The following is a 19,481-nucleotide window of genomic DNA, read 5'->3' on the forward strand; positions in this document are numbered from 1 at the left end:
CGGCTGGTTATTTTGCTTAAATTGATAGCATGTACCCTTTGCCACGTACAGTTACGATGCGTTTTTGGTCTTTTTCATCACTCAGCTTTTTGCGTAAACGGCCAACGAGAACATCTACAGTTCGATCGTTAGGGCTCCAATCAGGTTGACCTATTTCTTCTGATATTTTTTCTCTAGGCGTCGCTTTACCTGCGTTCGAAATTAAGCATATAAGGACTTTATGCTCTGCTTCAGTTAAGCGTGATTCAATGCCATTTGCAGTAATCAGTGTGCGATTATCTGGATGGAGTTTAAAGTCGGCGTATTCAATAAACTCTTCACTTTCGTCATTATCGGTGCTGCCTTTTAACCTTTTGTGCAGAGCACGCATGCGTAACTCTAGCTCTAAAAGATCAACTGGCTTGCAAATATAATCATCAGCACCTTGGGCAAGGCCTGCAATTCTATCGGCTTGTGAATCGCGGCTTGAAAGCATAATCACACCGATATCAGTTAAGGTATTGAGCTCTTTAGCTAAATGAAGCCCGTCACGCATAGGTAGAACAATATCAACAATGGCAAGTGAAATGGCACTATTGCTATGTTCACGTGAACTAACAATTTCAAGCGCTTGAGCACCTGTTGCATCATTTTCAATGTGAAATTCAGTCTGGGCAAAGTGTTTAATGATGCGTTTAACCAATAGTTCATCATCTTCAACCAGTAAAACATTAATAGTCATAGTATCTTAATTACCTATATTGATGTCTCCATATTAGCACTCATTAGCGCAAGGAGAGAACAACTGAAGTACTGTTTATGATAGTTTCTTTGCATAAACTCAAATAATAGAAAGAAAGGAAAGCTTTGTTTCCTTTCTTTCATACCTTATTATTTCTCAGGGTATAAGTATTGCCACCATTGTGGTTCATCTTTTAAATGCTTATCAAAATAGGCAAGCATTGTGCTCCACCAATCAAAGCGTTTATCGCGAGCAAAAATTTGATGGTCAGCACCTTTATACTCAATCAGATCAACATCCTTACCAAGAAGTTTTAGTGCAGTGTACATGTTATGACTTTCGCCAACTGGCACATTGGTGTCGGAGTCTCCATGCAGTAAAAGTAATGGTGTTGTTACTTTATCTGCATGAAAAACAGGGCTTCGTTGACTGTAAAGTTCACTGTTATTCCACGGGAAGCTGCCTTTAGATGCTTCACCAGAATATAAATAGCCCCACCAACCTTGACCCCAATACGAGGTAATATTAGAAATACCTGCATGGGCAATAGACGCGCTAAACATGTCGGTTTTAGTCGCTAATAACATGGTCATAAAGCCGCCGTAGGATGCACCTAAATTACCTAAACGATTTTTATCAATAAATGAGTACTGTTCAAGTAATGCCTGAGTGCCCTGCATAATGTCCTCAGCTGTATGTTCACCCCATGCATTGACGTGTTTAGCTGAGAATTCTTGACCAAACCCTGTTGCTCCAGTTGGTTGAACAACATAGACAACATAGCCATTAGCTGCCCAAAAGTTAAATGGGTAACGACCAGTAAAACCACGCGAAACCGGAGATGTACCACCATAATAATAGATCAAAGCGGGATGCTTTTTAGATTTATCTAGATTGGTTGGTAAATAGACGCGGCCTTTTATTTCAACGCCCTGTTTATTTGTGAAGTTAAACTCTTCAAGCGTTGGAATTTGCGTATTCGCATAGGCTAAAGGTTTCGAATCCCATAGTGTGCTTGCTCTATTTTTGCTGATCTTTAAATATTTTAATTGCTGTGGTGAAGAAGCTGTTGTGCCACTGAACAAAATAGCGGGTGAGCGGTTTTTAGAAACACTAAATTGCTCAACAACATCTAATTTAGAGTTTAGTTTGCTAAATCGGTTTTTACTTAAATCAAATAAATACAGTTGTTGGGTATCTTGCTCTGTAACTTTTAGAACAGCATCACCGTTGTTAAGCACATTTAGTTGACCTATAGCTGGGTCAAAGTTTTTGCTCAATGCTTTGGCCTTTTTGCCATCAGAGTCAAGTAAATATAGCTGCCCATCATAGTTATTGGCGAGCATATCTTGTGGGATGTTACGGCCTAAACCATCTTTAAAGTCAGGTCCTGCAACAACATAGATACCTTCATCGGTGTACTTAGCTTGATTAAAGGTTTTAAATTGACCTAAAACACTGTGCTTTGCTGTCGCAAGGGTTGTTTCAACGAGCTCTGCGATAGGGTGAGTAGATGCTTCCATAGCGTGAGCACTTCGGCTTAATAAGACTGTACCTTGTTCGCTGTTGAAGTCTTCTATGCTATGGTTTAAAGGACCTTCGCTGATTGCTTTGCTTAAACCAGAATTGATATCAAGTAGATAAGCTTGTGAAGTGGTGCGAGCATATGACCAGCGATCTTGCAGACCCCTGTAATGCTTGGTTAAACTGGTATCGGCTTTGGGATACTTAGACCAAGTAAAAATTAAGCTATCGTTGTTATAAAACGCAAAGGCGCTCGCGCCCTCTAAGTTCTCAGCAATAACATCAAGTGCTAAGTTTTTGCGATTTAATTTCTTTAATTTACCGTCAATTAAGTACACAACAGATTTGTTATCAGGACTCCAAATTACATTACTTGGTTGGCCTGATTCAAAGCGATAAAGCACTGTGTTGTCTTGATCTTTAAGCACCGTTGTTATTTGTGCTTGATTGCCTGCAGCATCATTGTAAGAGCGAGTGCTGGCAATATAGTGTTCTGCATCAGGTGACAGTGACAACATGCTTATAGTCGGCGCATCAAACAATTGCTTTGCAGAGAGAGTTTTACTCGGGTTTTGACTTATGGTGATTTTGTCATGTTCTGACTTAGGCTCAAAATCCAGTGACACCTCATTCCAATTAGCGACTTGTTCTGCAATGATCAGAATTTTATGCTCGCCATTACTTAGTGCCAGTTGGTAAGTATGATCGGTGGCAGTTAGCTCCACGCCATCGATAAACAACTTGGCTTTTTCAATTCCGCTAAGCTTGAGTGCACCTTCACTAAAACGTTCAGTGTGTATGGTAAATTTTAATGCCTGTATTCCACCCAGAGTAAGTGCGTTTACGTTACTCAATGCTTGCCATTTATGCTGCTCACCAAAGACTGAAATGTGAGAGCTATTAGCTTGTAAACTCGGAAGTAGATTTTTGATTGCTGCATCATGGTGGGGAGTTTGGTAAGGCTTTACTTGCATTTGCTCAGCCAAAGGGCCAGCAAAAGCGATGTTATCCTTATTCAACACTGCAGCCCCAGCAGAACTTGAGACAGAGTATAAAGCCAGTACACTGAGTGCCTTTAACACCCGTTTATTTGATAATTTTACAGACAAATTGAAAGTCATAGCTAAGCCTTAGAACGATAATTTGGATAAATATATCATGTATTGGTAGGATGCTCATTAGTCCAACGATGAGAGTGATTTAATGACGTTATTAATTGTTTACATGTGTGTTGCTATTCTAATTTCATTCCTGTGTTCTATTATGGAAGCTGTGTTATTGAGCATCACCCCAAGCTATGTTGCTTTGTTGCGTAAACAAAACCCAAAGCTGGCTCAATGTGTTGAAAAACTAAAAAAGAATGTAGATCAACCATTAGCAGCTATCTTAACTTTAAATACCGTTGCGCATACCGCAGGTGCTGCTGGTGTAGGAGCGCAAGCAGCTGTTGTTTTCTCTGATGCCGCAGTGGGTATTGCATCAGCCATAATGACACTACTTGTATTAGTATTATCAGAAATAATTCCCAAAACACTCGGTGCTAATTATTGGCGTGCATTGACCCCAGTTGTAGCTCGAGGGCTGGTGTATTTAGTCATTTTATTAAAACCCTTTGTATGGTTTGCTGAAAAGCTAACTAATTTGATGGGCCGCAACTATGATGAAGCGTTTTATATTCGACAAGAAATTGAAGCAATGGCTGACATTGGCACTGAGTCGGGCGCACTACATCAGGAAGAGTCCGAAATTATTCGTAGTTTGTTGCATTTTAGACATGCTACGCTCGACTCCATAATGACGCCACGCACTGTATTATTTAAAGTACATAAAGATATCACTGTGCACCAATATTTGGCTGAACATGGGTCTTCGTCGTTTTCGCGTGTGTTAGTTTACGATAAAGATGGCGATGATATTATTGGTTTTGTGCATAAAAACGACATTATGCTGGCATACCATCGACTGGGTGAAGACTACAAAATAAGTAAGTTAGTTAAACCTTTATATACAGTTCCAGAGACGCTTTATGTGCCTACACTACTGCACACCTTATTAGCACAAAGAACGCATATATGTTTGGTAATTGACGAATATGGCGATGTGCAAGGTATTGTAACCCTTGAAGACATGATTGAGTCATTAATGGGGCTTAATATTATGGACGAACGTGACCAATCTGCAGATATGCAAATGGTCGCTAAGCAACGTTGGCGACAGCGTTTAGCCAATACAGATAAATTACTTAGTGAAGACGAAGGCGACGATAAAAAATAAAGTCAGTGTTGATTAGTGTCCTTAACCATTTGTAACCATGACTTTGCCCATGCAGTGAATTCGGATCTTGATTTAGGTTTGCAAATTAAAAAGCCCTGCATCAAGATAAATTCTTTGAAGCGGTCTAAGTATTCGAGCTCTTCAATGCGCTCGATGCCTTCTGCAACAATTGAAATTCCTTCCTGTATGGCAATATTAACCAAGCTACTGGTGATTACTTGAGAGAATTGGTCGGTTTCAATATGGCTAATTAGAGTCCTATCAATTTTCACTTCACTAAAGGGCAAGGTTTTAAGTTGATTTACATTAGTAAAGCCGATGCCATAGTCATCTAAAGAAATATCAAAACCGCGAATTCTTAATCGATTCAAGGTTTCTAATTGCGCGCTGCTACAGAGAGCGTGTTGTTCTGTTATCTCTAAAATTATTTCGCTAGGCGTTAAATTATTAAGCTTTAGTATAAGTGCTAGCTTGTCGGGGCAGCTTAAATCTTCTAACTGGCAAGGCGACAAATTGAAAGCTAACTTAAATTTATAACCCAAGCATTCTTTCAATGCGATAAAATCTGTAGTGGCTTTTTCAAACAGCTGGAACGTGATCAAATTAATTAAATCAAGATCTTCAGCAACACTAATAAAATGATCGGGTAATAACTGCTGCCCGTTTGCAGTGACAATACGCGCGAGCACTTCTACACTGGTGATTTTATTTTTGTAGCGGTTAATTTTTGGTTGATAAAAGGGGGTTATTTCATTGTGGCTAATGGCATGTAATAACTGTGATTCATCAATAGATTCAATGGGCTTTTCTATATGCGAAGCTAAATGGTCTAGTTTTTTAAGTAGCGTGTGCACTTGAGTGAGCTGCACTGGTTTTACTATGTTACCAATTAAATGTGCATTACTTCTTTTTGCTAGATCTGCTGCTAAATCAATAACTTTATGATCCATTTCAGAAATAATAACAATCGCACCTGGATAATTCATATCACCTAAGTGCCTAATAAGCTCCATTCCATCCATATCAGGCATATTAAGGTCAGTGAAAACTGCATCATATTTTAATGAGGCATTTTTTACTTTATGCAATGCCTCTTGCGCGCTTAAGCATGTTGTAATATTGGGGATTTCAAGTTCGTTTAGAATAGCTTCCATCACCACTAAAATAGCTTTGGAATCATCAACTACGAGAATGTTTTTGGCTAATTTGGTCATATTCACTCCTTGAATTTAAAGCAGGTATTAGTATAAAAGTAGCTGCAAACCAAGAAAAAGTCAGTATTTAGGATAAAATAATTTCACAAATTAAAACCGAAAAATAGGTATACTAACGCCACTCTTTTTTAGGCTTTAAGTATTATGATTCAAATACAATTAACTCTTGCAGAGCAGGCATTTAGGTTAATGCTTGCAGAGCAAAAAATTGTGCAAATTTTTCAATCTGACCAAGCAATTAGTTTTGATAGCCCACGAACACACTATGTTGAATTTGAGTTAGAGGGAAATCGAGTTGGTATAGATACCAGCGAAGTGCATGAGCAGATGCTACTGCTGCATATTAATGACCATCTGGTACAAAAGCTTGCGATCCCTGAGGTACAAAAAGCCAAGCCTAAGCAAGGGCTGTTAGGTTTATTTGCCCTAGGCTTTAAGGTATTTAAGAGTGCAAAAGTGGTTAAGGCGGCATTAGCAGGAGCGTCAGTTGCAGGTTATGCGTGGCTTTTTACCTTTGAATTTGCCTTAATGCTTATTGCGTGTTTAGTCATTCATGAATACGGGCATGTAAGAGCAATGAAGTACTTCGGCATAAAAACCAAAGGTATTTATTTAATTCCCTTTGTTGGTGGTCTTGCTGTGAGCGACGATAAAATAACTACTCGCTGGCAAGATGTGGTGATCTCTTTAATGGGACCCGCGTTTGGTCTAATCACTTCTGTATTGGGGGTGGTGCTTTATTACTCCACCGAGATGGAAATTTTTGCTGGAGTCGCAGTACTCAGTGCATTGCTTAATTTATTTAACTTACTGCCTATTCTACCGCTCGATGGTGGGCATGTATTAAAAAGTATTAGCTTTTCAATGCGCTCATGGGTAGGTTTGAGTATATGTATTTTAGGGGTGTTATTTGGATTGTGGATAAGCTATACCTTTGGCTTAATGTTACTGGTGTTCTTTTTGTTCATTGGCGCGCTGGAAATTGCCTTTGAATGGCGCGGCCGGCATCACTCACATTTACTGCCATTAGATAAATATGGACAAGGCTTTTCAGCAGTAATGTATGCGCTGGTAGTTGTAGGCCATGTAGCAGTGATGATGCATTTTGCAGATTCTGAAAATCCAATACTTAGCCTACCGATGACAATTTTATCGAGCTAAAAAAACAGTATGGCAGATCAAACTTTGCTCATAATGCTATTTTTTTTGCTCGGTTGTTATTGTTTTTTATTGTTGCTATTTTGTTTTTTAAAAGGTACTTTCCTGAAATCGGGAATTAGCCCATCGGATATTCAGGGATGTTATTTAGAAAGGAAGCTGTCGCTCAGCAAAGTGAGCGCTTAACAGGGTCGATTACCCTCACACAACCACTATCAATAAAATTAACTGTGCTTATTTTGGCTTGTGTGGCTATCGCAGTTATTACCTTCTTGTTTACCGCAGAATACTCCCGCAAAGAAACCGTGCGCGGTTTTTTAATGCCCAATAAAGGGGTAATTAAAAGCTTTGCTAATCAAGGTGGCATGATTGAGCAGTTGTTGGTACAAGAAGGCGATGCCGTTACTAAAGGTCAGTCTTTGGTGACCATCATTGTGCAGCAAAATAACAGCCAAGGTATTGCCTTAAGTACCCAGCTTGTTGAGCAGTTAAGTATGCAAATACAATTGCTTAATGACGAAATAACACAAAACCATACCCTACAAGAACAAGAATTACTTAACTTGCAAGCGCAAAAACGTGCGCTAACTAATGAGCAAGTGGCATTAAAAAACCAGATTACACTGACCGATGAAAAGCTCGCACTACTTAGCCGTCAACAAAGTAATATCAACCAGCTTAATAAAAATGGCTTTTTATCAAATATTGAGCGTGAGCAACAACAGCAAGCCCTGTTAGATGTTAAGCAAGAAAAACAAAACCTAGCGCGTTTGCTGATGCAGCAAGAAAACCAGTTAAGCCAACTTAACTTTAGTATTGCTAATGTACCCCAGCAATACACGCTGCGTATAAATAGCCTTAAACGCCAACAAGCGGATATTCAAAACCAGCTCACACAAATTAAAAGTAACTATCAATATACCATAACAGCCAGTAACAGCGGTGTTGTTACTGGCATTCAAGTGGTTGAGGGTGAAACACTCACTCAATCCAAACCGCTACTGCATATTATTCCTGAAGGCTCAGAGCTAGTGGCGGAATTGCTGCTACCAACACGCTCAGCAGGGTTTATTGCGCTTGGTAACGATACGCGCTTGCGCTTTGATGCCTTTCCTTATCAACGCTTTGGTTTTATTAACAGTAAAATTAGCCGTATTGATAAGGCACTCATTACCCCAAATGAAATACGCTTGCCCATTGCACTGCAAGAGCCAGTGTACCGCCTGCGGGTAACACTCAGCCAACAGCAAATGCAGGCTTATGGTAAAGCATTTGAGTTAAAAAGTGGCATGTTGTTTGAGGCAGATATTATGCTAGAGCAGCGTAAACTGATTGAATGGCTGCTTGAGCCGCTGTATAGCCTAAAAGGGCGTGTGAATTAACTGTAAATTGTAGGTCGCAATTTATTCCGATAAAAGCAAAAATTCATCTGTTTAATTTGCTGTAATAAGTAATATTAAGCAGAGAAGAGAGTGGCTGACTTTAGTCAAACTTTAGCGAGAACAGCTAAAGCCAGCCTAATTAACCGCTCACCTTTATGGTAAAGGTTGAGCATATTAACAACCCGATGACTTGGCTAAAAGTATCGGATTTATGGAGTATAACAAAATGCGTGAATTAAACGTAAAAGAAATTCAACAAGTGAATGGTGGTATATTGGGGCTTATAAGAGCTGCCTGGAAGGCAAGAAAAGCTATTGCAGTTGCCTCTGCTCCTTTGACTGAAGGAGCTACAGGGGATTCTAGTAATCCTTAAATTGTCCATTTATAGGGGGGAAAGGGAAGTCCCCTCTTTTATTTTACAAGTAATTAAGGGGTTTCATGAAAATATTCATCTTATTTATATTTATGGTTAATATTGCATACTTTGTGGATCATGGAGAGTTTAAAATAATTAGTTTATTATTTTTGCTTACACTCTGCTTAATGACGTATCTTAAAAAAAGAAAATAGAATGACTAAAAACCTCTACTTTTCTGTATGTTTGCCTACCCCTCTCATTCTCCAATCCGAAATAGCCGAATGTGGTCTCGCTTCAATGGCTATGGTGGCGTGTTATCACGGCCATAAGTTGGACATGCCAGCCATGCGTAAGCGCTTTTCAGCTAATTTAAAGGGCATGAACTTACAGCAGCTGATTGAACTGGGTGATGGCTTAGGGCTCGCCAGTCGTGCGCTGCAATGCCCACTTGATGAAGTGCATAAATTACAAACCCCCTGTATTCTGCATTGGGATTTAAACCACTTTGTAGTGCTGACCAAAGTATCAGGTAAAGGTGCTGCAGCTAAATTTGCTATTAACGACCCTGCGGTGGGTAAGCGTAATTTAAATAGTGATGAGTTCAGTAAACACTTTACCGGTATTTGTTTAGAGCTCACGCCAACCAGCAAGTTTGAAGCAAAACAAGAGCAAGCAAGAATGAAGTTTACCCAACTTTGGAGCACCATGAAGGGCTTAAAGGCGGGATTACTAAAGCTGATTGCGTTATCACTGGTATTGCAATTATTTGCCCTAATGACCCCTTATTATATGCAGTGGGTGGTGGATGAAGTCTTAATCAGTTTTGATGAATCGTTATTAACGGTACTTGCCATGGGTTTTGCACTCATTGCGATTATTTCGGTGGTGACTAATGCAGCACGAAGTTGGCTGATTTTGCGGCTTTCAAGCCTTTTGAATATGCAAATGGGCGTGAACTTGCTCAGGCACTTATTACGCCTTCCGATGAATTATTTTGAGTCACGCCATGTGGGCGATATTGTCTCGCGCTTCGGCTCTTTGGCGCAAATACGAGAGCGCATTACCACAGGGTTTGTTGAAACACTGGTCGATGGCGTTATGGCTATTACCGTACTCATTATGATGCTTATCTATTCGCTAAAACTCACTGCGGTAGTTGTTGGCGCAATTGTGCTATATACCTTAGTGCGTTTGGCGCTTTACAGGCCACTGCACCAAGCCACCGAAGAAATGATTCAAAACTCTGCCAAAGAGCAATCGAACTTTTTAGAAAATATTCGCGGTATGCAAACTATAAAGCTGTTTGGCAATGAATCGCAGCGCCAAGGCATTTGGCAAAACCGCTATGCTGAGGTAATAAACAGCGAAATTCGTTTAGGGCGATTAAATATAAGTTTTGATTCATTCAACAAGCTGTTATTTGGCCTTGAAAATGTATTAGTAATTTACTTTGCGGTACTCATGGTAATGAGTAATAGCTTGTCAGTGGGTATGGTACTGGCGTTTATTGCCTATAAAAACCAACTGACTAGCCGCTTTGCTAATTTAATAGAACAAATAATCCAATTTAAAATGATGCGCTTACACCTTGACCGTATTGCCGATATAGCCTTGACCAAACAAGAAGCTAATCGTGATGGTGAAATGGCCTATACCGGTGATGACGAGGGTAAAGTAGAAGGCCAACTGACGCTTGACAATATTTGCTTTAGTTACAGTGAAGAGCAAGCGCCGATTTTAAATAATGTTAACTTAACGCTCAATGCGGGTGATTCTATTGCGATTACCGGGCCATCTGGCGCAGGTAAAACCACCTTGATGAAAATTATGCTGGGGTTACTACAACCTACCTCAGGTAAAGTGCTGCTTGATGGTAAAGATATTACCCAACTAGGCCTTAAAAATTACCGCAAACAAATAGCTGCGGTGATGCAAGATGACACATTGTTAGCTGGCTCAATCGCCGATAACATCAGTTTTTTTGACCCACAACCCAATTACTTAAAAATAGAGCAATGTGCCCATCATGCGGCTATTCATGATGATATTACTAAAATGACAATGGGCTATAACTCATTGGTGGGGGATATGGGCTCAAACTTATCGGGCGGGCAAGTACAGCGTTTATTGCTCGCACGCGCATTGTATCAATCTCCTTGCGTGTTATTTATGGACGAAGCAACCAGTCATTTAGATAAAGACAACGAAGCGAAAATAAGTGAGCAAATTCAGCATTTGCCCATCACACGAATTATGATTGCTCATCGCCAAGAAACTATTAATATGGCTGGCAAAGTCTATCATTTGAATGCAGGTGAATTAGCGGATTTAGACCAGCAAAGTGAGAGTGCATAAAACAATCAAGGCGTGTGTATTACACGCCTTTTTATTATGCTTGCCGTTAATAAAAGCTCAATACCAGCGATATAAACACCCCAGTAATAATCAGCTGTACCACGCAAAAGCCCATAATATCTTTGGCTTTTAGGCCAGCAATAGCCAGTACGGGTAAGGCCCAGAATGGTTGAATCAGATTAGTCCACGCATCTCCCCACGCCACAGCCATAGCAACCCGCGCCATATCTGCACCAAGCTCTTGTGCTGCAGGGATAACAATAGGGGCTTGCACCGCCCACTGGCCGCCACCGGATGGTACAAATATATTTACTAAGCCCGCACTCAAAAAGCTCCAAAAGGGCAATGACTCTGCGTTGGCTATGGCGATAAAGCCTTGTGAAATTTGTTGTGCTAAACCGGTATCAATCATAATTGCCATGATCCCTGCATAAAATGGGAACTGGATAATAATACCTGCGCCGCTGGGCACTGCTTGTTGTAAGCTACTAAGTAAGTTATGGGGTGTTTGATGTAATAATATTGCTGCAAATAAAAACAGCCCTATAACACTGTTTAGATTAAGTGAGCCATTACTGAAAATAAAATAATACGTTAAATATGCAAGGCCAAGTAAGCCTGTGGTCATACCTAACACGCGGCTGTGCTCGATATGATCTGCTGGGCGGGTAAATGTGATTTCTTTATTTTTAGGCCCTATGAGTTTGTTTTTATCAACATACACGCTGTCTTTATCGCAAGGGAGCATGGCGCGGTTTACTAGCGGCATAATGATAAATAAGCCAACCACAATAGCGATATTAAAACTTGAAAATAGCGTATCAGCAGTACTTATAACGCCAATACTTTGCTCTGAAAAATGCCCCGTGGTGGCAATTGTCAAAGGTACAGAGCCTGCCAAGCCACCATGCCATACAATAAATCCAGAGTAAGCACTGGCCACTAATAATCGGTAGTCCACTTTTGTTTGTCTGGCTATTGCTTTGGCAAACAAAGCGCCTATTACTAAGCAAACCCCCAGTTAAGCCAGCTGCCCAATAGTGCTACCAGTGTGACCCAAATAATAGCTTTGGCGGGAGTATTGGCAATACGGGCTAACTTAGCGAGTATTCGGCTAACAATAGGCGTGCTTGCTAGCATATAACCGGTTAGTAGCACCAAAAGCATTTGCATCGCAAATTGCAGCAAATTCCAAAAACCACTTCCCCAGGCATCGAGTACTTCTATTGGTGTTGCTGGAGTAAATAGACTCGCAATTACAAAGCTAAGCAGAGTCAATAGAATAACAAATATAAAAGGGTCGGGTAGGTAGCGCTCAACTAACTGAGTAAAGGGTTTTGCAACACGGTTTAGCATAATGAGAGTATTTTGTTGTTATTGTCACTTATAGCCAATTAAGCATGAAAGGTCTTAATTGGCAAGTAGGTCAATGTATTAGCTGCTTTTATCTAATACTGCTTTTAAGCGATTTTGAACCTCTTCAACAAGTAAGTCGGGTTGGAATTTAGACAAGAAGGCGTTACAGCCTACCTTTTCAACTAAAGCTTGGTTAAAGCTGCCGCTTAACGATGTATTTAGCACAACGTGTAAATTCTTCAGGCGGTCATCATTGCGAATTTCATGCGTTAGCCGATACCCATCCATTGCTGGCATTTCTGCATCGGTGATCACCATAAGTAAGTCTTGCTCTACGTTATCACCTCTATCAGCCCAGCTTTTCAACATATTTAATGCCTCAAGGCCATTTGTTGCGGGAATAATTTCAATGCCTAGCTGAGACAACGTATCGCTTACTTGTTTGCGCGCAGTTGGGGAGTCGTCAGCATGTAAAATTTTACGGCCTGCGAATTCATCAACAATTGTTTTATCTAATACTTCATCCGATATGTGGATTTCATATTCAACAATTTCGGCCAGTACTTTTTCTACATCTATAATTTCAACGAGCTGCTCTTGCCCGTCACGCTGAATTTTTGTCAGTGCAGTAAGGTAATGGTTTTTGCCGACGGATGTGGGGGGCGGCATGATATCTGACCATGTCATATTCATTATTTGATCAACTTTACCGATTAAAAAGCCTTGCACAGTTCGGTTGTATTCGGTGATAACCAAATTACTGTCTTCGGTGTTTTTTGCCGCGGGCATGCAAATAGCCTGTCGTAAATCTATAACAGGAATAGATTCGCCTCTTATATTGGCAACCCCAGATATTTTAGGGTGAGCGTGGGGAATTATATTTAAGTGAGGAAGTTTCACAACTTCTTTAATTTTGAATACATTAAGCGCAAAAAGATGACGGCTATGTAAATAAAATAGCAACAGCTCAAGACGATTTTCGCCGACCAGCTGAGTTCGTTGATCTACAGAAGCTAATACACCCGACATAACACACCCGTCTTTGTAATTAATAAAACAAGTATAGCTTACACTGTTCTGCTTTAAAAAAGCAGTCTAGAAAATAATCTTCGTCTTTATACATGTTTCAACCATTGCCATCATTTCGTCATTACAGTAACTTATCAAATAATTAATAGCAGAATTACCAAGTGTGGGCATGCCTTTTATATTTAAACGATTTTTTTTATTGGTGAGAAGTCACATTGATCAAGTTAGTTGGCAGGCGGTCGCTTTGGCTACTTTGGTACATATGGCCCTGACTTGGTTATTACTTATTTTAGCAGGTGAGGAGGCACTCACTCCAATAAGTACATTTGTGTATTACTATATAGTAACAACATCAACTGTAGGATATGGCGACTTTAGCGCCACTACAGATTTAGGGCGGTGGGTTGTTGCACTTGTACAAATCCCTTTTGGGTTAGCTTTATTTGGCGTTCTGTTGGGTAAAACAGGGCAAACAGTGACATATTTAATTAGGCGCGCTATGACAGGTGATAAAAACTTTTCGCATTTTAATAATCACATCATTATTTTTGGTTGGCACCAAACACGAACAAAAAAGATGATTGATTACATTTTAGCAGATCAAAAACGCACACAAAGACGGATTTTATTAGCAGTGACAGAGCAAATGGAGCACCCATTTTTGACTAATGAGCACGTAGATTTTGTGCGTTTAAGCAGCTTTACTGATTGTACGCAACTTGAACGGGTGGCTATCAGCCATGCGGATAAAGTGATTATTGATGGTCAAGATGACGATCAAACCTTTACCACGGCATTACGTATTAGCAAACTAGTTAAGGATGGTGGGCATATTAGTGCGCACTTTAACGATGAGAGTAAAGTAGAAATGCTATTAGAGCATTGCCACAATGTGGAATGTTCAAGTGCAAAGTCAGCAGAAATTTTAGTGCGTTCAATGCAAGATCCAGGCTCAAGCCGAGTGCAGGAAGAGCTGTTATCAACATTACATGGTGATACACAATTTAGCTTGGTGATACCTGCTGATTTAGCACAAATGGAATTTGGTAAGTTGTTTCATCATTTTAAACATGATCACGATGCCATTTTACTCGGTGTTGCACATAACCTGAGTGCTAAAAATATGGATTTGAATCCGCCGCTCAACTACCCGGTAAACAGTGGTGATATACTTCATTACATAGCGATTGACCGGGTGTTAAGTAATGAAGTTGATTGGCAGAAGTTGACGAAGTAATGAATGAAGTAGCGTTTCTAATTATTATATTAAGCGCATACATTTTGCCTATAGTGCTGGTATTAAACAGTAAAAGAACGCAAGGTCATGAAAAGAACGGCTGGCTTATAGGCATTATCTTTTTCTCGTGGTTAGCGCTTGTCATGTACTTTGCTATTGTGCCAAAGCATGGCCATAAAAAGAAAAAAGGCCGAGAAAAGAAGCGAAAAACTTAGATTTTAGCCCTTAGTTTTATGGTCTGTCGGTCTTTATCTGCAGCTTATCGCTTACAGCTTGTCCCATTCTAGTTATCTCATCCCAATCATTTTTGGTCACTGGCATTATTGATAAGCGTCCCCCTTTTTTCAATGCGATGTCAGTGATTGCATTGTTTTCTTTAATTGCTTTAAGGCTAACTAATTTATTTAGATGCTGCTGATAAGTCACATCAACAACCACCCAGCGGGGTGAATCTACCGTTGCTTTGGCATCAAAATAATCACTGCTTAAATCAAACTGAGTGGGATCAGGGTAGGCCTCGCGTGTAACAGTTGCTAATCCAGCAACACCAATATGTTTGCAGCTAGAATGATAAATCATCACTTGATCGCCCACCTTAACCTTGTCGCGCATAAAGTTGCGTGCTTGATAATTTCGCACACCTTCCCATTGCGTTGTTTGTTGTGGCGCATTTTTTAAATTAGCAATTGAGAATACATCAGGCTCGGTTTTGAATAGCCAATAAGCCATTGTTATCTCCCTAAGATTTACATAATTATAGTCTATAGTATTATGAGAGCCTTGTCGGGATTGAGGATATAAAAATGAGCCAAGTTTTAGATGATTTGTTGTCGTTATTAACTTTAGAAGAGATTGAGCAGGGCTTGTATCGCGGGCAAAGTCAAGATTTAGGGTTTAGAGCAGTATTTGGTGGCCAAGTAATGGGGCAAGCGCTGTCTGCGGCTAAAGAAACATTGCCTGAGGGGCGCATAGTTCATTCTTTGCATTCTTATTTTCTCCGCCCTGGAGATGCTGCAAAACCGATAGTTTACGATGTAGAAAACATTCGTGACGGTAAAAGTTTTAGTACGCGCCGTGTAAAAGCAATTCAATATGGCAAGCCTATTTTTTATATGACGGCCTCTTTCCAAGGTGTTGAAGAAGGGCTTTCACATCAAGCCACTATGCCTGATGTTCCAGCTCCTGAAGAGCTAAAATCATCGCTAGAATTTTATCAAGCAAATGCTAATCATATTCCTGAGGCTATCCGAAATAAATTTATTCGTGAAGTACCGATCGATATGCGTCCGGTTACTTTTCATAATCCATTTAAGCCTGAAGTAATTGAACCGGTGAAGCATATTTGGTTTAAAGCCAATGGTGATATGCCGGACGATCAACGGATTCATAACTACTTATTGGCGTACGCGTCTGATTTTGAGTTTTTACCTACCGCGCTGCAACCGCATGGTGTGTCATTTATGCAACCGAATATGCAGGTTGCTACCATTGACCATGCAATGTGGTTTCACCGCCCATTTAGGTTGGATGACTGGATTTTATATACTATCGATAGCCCAAGTGCGAGCTCGGGGCGAGGTTTAGTACGTGGACAGTTTTTTGACCGCCAAGGCAATTTAGTCGCTTCAACGATACAAGAAGGTGTGATGCGACAGCGTTAAGCAGCACTATAAATACGTAAGGCAAAAGGTTAGGTGTAGCAACACCTAACCTTCTAATGTCTTAACTACTTTGGTTTTGAACAATGTCAGTAATTGATTGCCAAATACGGGCAGGTAATAACGTTTTAAGGTGCATATAAACTTCACACAGCTCATTACTGCCTTGCAGTCCATCATCTGACTCGCTAATAAGCGCTTGTTGACGAAGGTTGCTAATAAAGCCTATCAACACTTTCTTATCGAAAAACTCAGGGCTTTTAATGCCATGTAATGTGCCCAGTCGTTGCGCTAATACTTGGCTCTCACGTTCAAGCTCGGCGCGATCAATCCCTTTACTTGTTTGAATAAAACCAATGACGATAGCGTAGCGTTGTAAAGTTAAACTAAGGGCACGACCCAACATCTCAAGTTTTGCTAGGCAGTCATTGCTGTTGGTAATTTTTATCTCATCACCATTTATTTCAATTAGCTCTTGATCAACAAAGCTTGCCAATATGCGAGAGATATAATTTTCGTCCAATTCATTTAAAAACCACTCTTTAGCGAATAATGGGTAGAAGCGACAGATCAATTCTTGGCATTGACTAAGTGTGGTTTTATGGCTTTTAAATATATGCAGTGCAAGTAAACTTGGCACGGCAAACACATGTAAAATGTTATTACGGTAGTAATTAAAGAGGGTTTTTTCTTTATCATTAATGGCGATGATTTCACCAAACTCATCACTTATTACATCAAATTTATTAAGCTTTAAGGCATGGTCTAATAATTGCCCTGCATTTTCATCAGGAGCACTAATTTTATCGCTATAGCTGGCACTTCTTTGCAAATGTAAATAAAAGTCTAGCTGAGCTAATAGTTTTGGTTTGCTCAATGCTTGTTTATCATTTACGAGTAAAATCATTGCCAATAAATTTACAGCGTTCAGTGCAGCTGCACTGTTGATGTTTACCATTACTTTATCCGCTAAATTCGCTACTTGCGGACCGAGCCACTGTGGTTTTTGTACATCGGTTGGGTGGATAGACTCACGCCAATCAGGTTGATGCTCGTTTAGATATTGATTAACAGAAATTGGGTCGCCAAAATTTAAGTAGCCGCGGCCATAGTTTTTAAGGTTCTTAATCGCTTTAAATATACCGAATATAGACTCGCCTTTTTTATCATTGCCAGCCAGTTCTTTGAGGTAGGTATTAATTTCCATTACGTGCTCGTAGCCGATATACACGGGCACTATAGAGATTGGTCGGTCTATTCCGCGCATCATAGCTTGCAGTGTCATTGCCAACATACCTGTTTTAGGCGGTAATAAGCGCCCAGTTCGACTACGGCCACCTTCAGTATAAAACTTAACTGAATAGCCTTTAATAAATAGCTGGCTTAAATATTCTTTAAATACCGCTGAGTAAAGCTTATTGCCGGCAAACGAGCGGCGAATGAAAAACGCACCACTGCGACGGAATATGCCACCGGCTGGGAAAAAGTTAAGATTAATGCCTGCTGCTATATGTGGCGGGACTAAACCTAGGTGGTAAATAGAGTAGGTAAGTAATAAATAATCCATATGGCTGCGATGACACGGCATATAAATTATTTCATGGCCTTTATTGGTTAAATCGTGCAGTTGCTCGGTGTATTTAATATCAATACCGTTATACAGTTTATTCCAAAGCCAAGTAAGGACGCGATCTGCAACCCTGATAGTGGCATCACTGTAGTTTGCGGCAATTTCATCAAGTAGTTTTAACGCATTTTGACGAGCTTGTTCATGGCTAATGTTTTTCTCTTTTGCTTCTGTCTGAATGGCTTTTTTGATGGTTGGCGAAGCGAGTAACGAACTAAATAGCTGCTCACGAGAGGGCATTTTTGGCCCCGTTGCCGCCAGCTTTTGCCGGCGAAAATGAACACGAGCCACACGCAGTAGTTTATGCGGTAGCTCATCAACATCTGCTTTTTCATTTACAAGCAACGATAAGTCGAGAGGTTGACTAAACCTTACAAAGTTATCACGCCCTGAAAACAACAAAACAAAAAACTTACGAAACCAGCTTGGTGTTAACGAATGAGATACTAAAGTTCCTAAACCTGGTTTTTCTTTACCGGGGTTACGGCCCCATAAAATAGTGACAGGGATAACTTGTACGTTTTGCTCGTTACTGGCAATCAGCTGCTCAATAATTAGTTTGCCTTTTTGCAAGGCATCGGTTGGTTTTGCTTTATCACCAAATAATGGTGGTGGATTTTGCAGTCCAATAAAACGGTCCAGTTCAGTATTACCTAATAACTGTTGCTCGGTTGGATTTGGCAAGCCATGTTTTTTACATACGCGAGCGAGTGCGGCTAAGTCAGAGCGCGCATTGAGTTTAACAATATAAAAGGTGGGCGATGACGGGTCGAGACTATATTGTTCGATTGGGTTTTCAGGCAGCACCTTACTTTTAACTAGTAAGCGGTTCATCACCATAGAGAAAAAGTTTAAACAACGACTAAAAATACGCATCAACTCACCAAAGTTAAGGGTTAAAAAGCAAAATAAACGAGGATAATACCAAGTTATAACTGGACTGACCATTAAGATAGTTATCGCTCGTATCTATTATAGCCAATACTGCGTTGAGTTTATTGTGTTTTTAATGAACAATTTAATATGGTAGGGGTATTATTGAAATAGTTGTTGCATTTATCACCAATGTCACTATAATACGCAGGCTTTCAAAATTCCCCTGGGAACTTGGAAGGAACATTAAGCTTGGATTTCAAGCTAATAAAACAGGAGTTCCGATTTGGAACTCAACGTAGATATAAATCAACAACCGGCATCTTAATTATTAAGATTGTTTCGGTCGTTTTTTTATGCTCTTTAAATGCTCTTTATATTGAGGTTTAAGAATGTCAAATCAACGCATTCGTATTCGCCTAAAAGCTTTTGACCACCGTTTGATTGACCAATCAACGGCGGAAATCGTGGAAACTGCGAAACGCACTGGCGCACAAGTACGTGGTCCAATTCCACTACCTACACGCTTTGAACGTTTTACTGTACTTACTTCACCGCACGTTAATAAAGACGCGCGTGATCAGTACGAGATCCGCACCCATAAACGTCTGATCGACATCGTAGAACCAACTGACAAGACTGTTGACGCTCTTATGCGTTTAGATCTTGCTGCTGGTGTTGATGTTCAAATCAGCCTGGGTTAATCGGAAGATTA

The 19,481-nt window shown here is 40.2% G+C and carries 15 protein-coding genes and 1 pseudogene; 9 read left to right on the forward strand and 7 right to left on the reverse strand.

The genetic code is table 11. From position 1 onward, the window contains the following. Positions 1–16: 16 nt before the first annotated feature. Together ACFI4Z_RS11065 and ACFI4Z_RS11070 are read right to left on the reverse strand one after the other, a co-directional pair. On the reverse strand, positions 17–721 hold the full coding sequence (locus tag ACFI4Z_RS11065; protein WP_099295552.1) for a response regulator transcription factor: 705 nt from the start codon (positions 719–721) through the stop codon (positions 17–19). A gap of 149 nt (positions 722–870) precedes the next feature. Then, positions 871–3,366 carry an alpha/beta hydrolase family protein gene (locus ACFI4Z_RS11070; RefSeq protein ID WP_462670647.1) on the reverse strand — a complete coding sequence of 832 codons (2,496 nt, stop codon included), beginning with the start codon at positions 3,364–3,366 and terminating at the stop codon, positions 871–873. Between the two features lie 82 nt (positions 3,367–3,448). Between ACFI4Z_RS11070 and ACFI4Z_RS11075 the strand changes: the two genes are divergently transcribed. Further along, positions 3,449–4,519 carry a hemolysin family protein gene (locus ACFI4Z_RS11075; RefSeq protein WP_462670648.1) on the forward strand — a complete coding sequence of 357 codons (1,071 nt, stop codon included), beginning with the start codon at positions 3,449–3,451 and terminating at the stop codon, positions 4,517–4,519. Positions 4,520–4,521: 2 nt separating this feature from the next. Here the strand turns inward: ACFI4Z_RS11075 and ACFI4Z_RS11080 are convergent, their stop codons facing one another. After that, the gene (locus ACFI4Z_RS11080) at positions 4,522–5,733 is read right to left on the reverse strand and encodes an EAL domain-containing response regulator (RefSeq protein WP_462670649.1); all 1,212 of its coding nucleotides are present in this window, start codon (positions 5,731–5,733) and stop codon (positions 4,522–4,524) included. Between the two features lie 144 nt (positions 5,734–5,877). On the opposite strand from ACFI4Z_RS11080, the gene ACFI4Z_RS11085 reads away from it, so the two are divergent. The 4 genes from ACFI4Z_RS11085 (at position 5,878) to ACFI4Z_RS11100 (ending at position 10,986) form a co-directional block, all read left to right on the forward strand. Continuing rightward, positions 5,878–6,894 carry a metalloprotease gene (locus ACFI4Z_RS11085; protein ID WP_462670650.1) on the forward strand — a complete coding sequence of 339 codons (1,017 nt, stop codon included), beginning with the start codon at positions 5,878–5,880 and terminating at the stop codon, positions 6,892–6,894. Positions 6,895–7,031: 137 nt separating this feature from the next. After that, complete coding sequence (locus tag ACFI4Z_RS11090; protein ID WP_462670651.1) at positions 7,032–8,273, forward strand: HlyD family efflux transporter periplasmic adaptor subunit; 1,242 nt, start codon at positions 7,032–7,034, stop codon at positions 8,271–8,273. A gap of 226 nt (positions 8,274–8,499) precedes the next feature. Continuing rightward, on the forward strand, positions 8,500–8,646 hold the full coding sequence (locus tag ACFI4Z_RS11095; protein WP_462670652.1) for a hypothetical protein: 147 nt from the start codon (positions 8,500–8,502) through the stop codon (positions 8,644–8,646). 198 nt (positions 8,647–8,844) lie between these two features. Further along, on the forward strand, positions 8,845–10,986 hold the full coding sequence (locus ACFI4Z_RS11100) for a peptidase domain-containing ABC transporter (RefSeq protein ID WP_462670653.1): 2,142 nt from the start codon (positions 8,845–8,847) through the stop codon (positions 10,984–10,986). Positions 10,987–11,032: 46 nt separating this feature from the next. On the opposite strand, the pseudogene ACFI4Z_RS11105 reads toward ACFI4Z_RS11100, so the two are convergent. Both ACFI4Z_RS11105 and ACFI4Z_RS11110 read right to left on the reverse strand, forming a co-directional pair. After that, positions 11,033–12,342, reverse strand: a pseudogene (locus tag ACFI4Z_RS11105) (short-chain fatty acid transporter). Between the two features lie 78 nt (positions 12,343–12,420). Continuing rightward, entirely contained in the window at positions 12,421–13,371 is a 951-nt protein-coding gene (locus tag ACFI4Z_RS11110; RefSeq protein WP_462670654.1) for a chemotaxis protein CheV, read from the reverse strand. Between the two features lie 169 nt (positions 13,372–13,540). Here ACFI4Z_RS11110 and ACFI4Z_RS11115 point away from each other — a divergent pair, with 169 nt between their 5' ends. Beyond that, the gene (locus ACFI4Z_RS11115) at positions 13,541–14,608 is read left to right on the forward strand and encodes a potassium channel family protein (protein ID WP_462670655.1); all 1,068 of its coding nucleotides are present in this window, start codon (positions 13,541–13,543) and stop codon (positions 14,606–14,608) included. After that, positions 14,608–14,823: a hypothetical protein gene (locus ACFI4Z_RS11120; protein ID WP_099295560.1), complete on the forward strand. Its 216-nt coding sequence runs from the start codon at positions 14,608–14,610 to the stop codon at positions 14,821–14,823. The genes ACFI4Z_RS11115 and ACFI4Z_RS11120 overlap by 1 nt, the downstream gene beginning before the upstream one ends. Before the next feature lie 16 nt (positions 14,824–14,839). Here the strand turns inward: ACFI4Z_RS11120 and ACFI4Z_RS11125 are convergent, their stop codons facing one another. Continuing rightward, on the reverse strand, positions 14,840–15,337 hold the full coding sequence (locus ACFI4Z_RS11125) for an EVE domain-containing protein (RefSeq protein WP_462670656.1): 498 nt from the start codon (positions 15,335–15,337) through the stop codon (positions 14,840–14,842). A gap of 74 nt (positions 15,338–15,411) precedes the next feature. Between ACFI4Z_RS11125 and tesB the strand changes: the two genes are divergently transcribed. Next, positions 15,412–16,269, forward strand: a complete 858-nt coding sequence (tesB, locus tag ACFI4Z_RS11130; protein ID WP_099295562.1) for an acyl-CoA thioesterase II — start codon at positions 15,412–15,414, stop codon at positions 16,267–16,269. Between the two features lie 61 nt (positions 16,270–16,330). Here the strand turns inward: tesB and plsB are convergent, their stop codons facing one another. Then, positions 16,331–18,769 carry a glycerol-3-phosphate 1-O-acyltransferase PlsB gene (plsB, locus tag ACFI4Z_RS11135; protein ID WP_462670657.1) on the reverse strand — a complete coding sequence of 813 codons (2,439 nt, stop codon included), beginning with the start codon at positions 18,767–18,769 and terminating at the stop codon, positions 16,331–16,333. Positions 18,770–19,158: 389 nt separating this feature from the next. On the opposite strand from plsB, the gene rpsJ reads away from it, so the two are divergent. Further along, a complete protein-coding gene (gene rpsJ, locus ACFI4Z_RS11140; protein WP_002957900.1) occupies positions 19,159–19,470 on the forward strand; it encodes a 30S ribosomal protein S10 in 312 nt (103 codons plus the stop codon). Positions 19,471–19,481 lie beyond the last annotated feature (11 nt).

Source organism: Pseudoalteromonas sp. RWi3 (assembly GCF_054960735.1).

Coding starts and splice junctions, on each gene's coding strand:
- ACFI4Z_RS11065 (WP_099295552.1), bottom strand. CDS start 721: ATGACTATTAATGTTTTACTGGTTGAAGATGATGAACTATTGGTTAAA.
- ACFI4Z_RS11070 (WP_462670647.1), bottom strand. CDS start 3,366: ATGACTTTCAATTTGTCTGTAAAATTATCAAATAAACGGGTGTTAAAG.
- ACFI4Z_RS11075 (WP_462670648.1), top strand. CDS start 3,449: ATGACGTTATTAATTGTTTACATGTGTGTTGCTATTCTAATTTCATTC.
- ACFI4Z_RS11080 (WP_462670649.1), bottom strand. CDS start 5,733: ATGACCAAATTAGCCAAAAACATTCTCGTAGTTGATGATTCCAAAGCT.
- ACFI4Z_RS11085 (WP_462670650.1), top strand. CDS start 5,878: ATGATTCAAATACAATTAACTCTTGCAGAGCAGGCATTTAGGTTAATG.
- ACFI4Z_RS11090 (WP_462670651.1), top strand. CDS start 7,032: ATGTTATTTAGAAAGGAAGCTGTCGCTCAGCAAAGTGAGCGCTTAACA.
- ACFI4Z_RS11095 (WP_462670652.1), top strand. CDS start 8,500: ATGCGTGAATTAAACGTAAAAGAAATTCAACAAGTGAATGGTGGTATA.
- ACFI4Z_RS11100 (WP_462670653.1), top strand. CDS start 8,845: ATGACTAAAAACCTCTACTTTTCTGTATGTTTGCCTACCCCTCTCATT.
- ACFI4Z_RS11110 (WP_462670654.1), bottom strand. CDS start 13,371: ATGTCGGGTGTATTAGCTTCTGTAGATCAACGAACTCAGCTGGTCGGC.
- ACFI4Z_RS11115 (WP_462670655.1), top strand. CDS start 13,541: ATGCCTTTTATATTTAAACGATTTTTTTTATTGGTGAGAAGTCACATT.
- ACFI4Z_RS11120 (WP_099295560.1), top strand. CDS start 14,608: ATGAATGAAGTAGCGTTTCTAATTATTATATTAAGCGCATACATTTTG.
- ACFI4Z_RS11125 (WP_462670656.1), bottom strand. CDS start 15,337: ATGGCTTATTGGCTATTCAAAACCGAGCCTGATGTATTCTCAATTGCT.
- tesB (WP_099295562.1), top strand. CDS start 15,412: ATGAGCCAAGTTTTAGATGATTTGTTGTCGTTATTAACTTTAGAAGAG.
- plsB (WP_462670657.1), bottom strand. CDS start 18,769: ATGCGTATTTTTAGTCGTTGTTTAAACTTTTTCTCTATGGTGATGAAC.
- rpsJ (WP_002957900.1), top strand. CDS start 19,159: ATGTCAAATCAACGCATTCGTATTCGCCTAAAAGCTTTTGACCACCGT.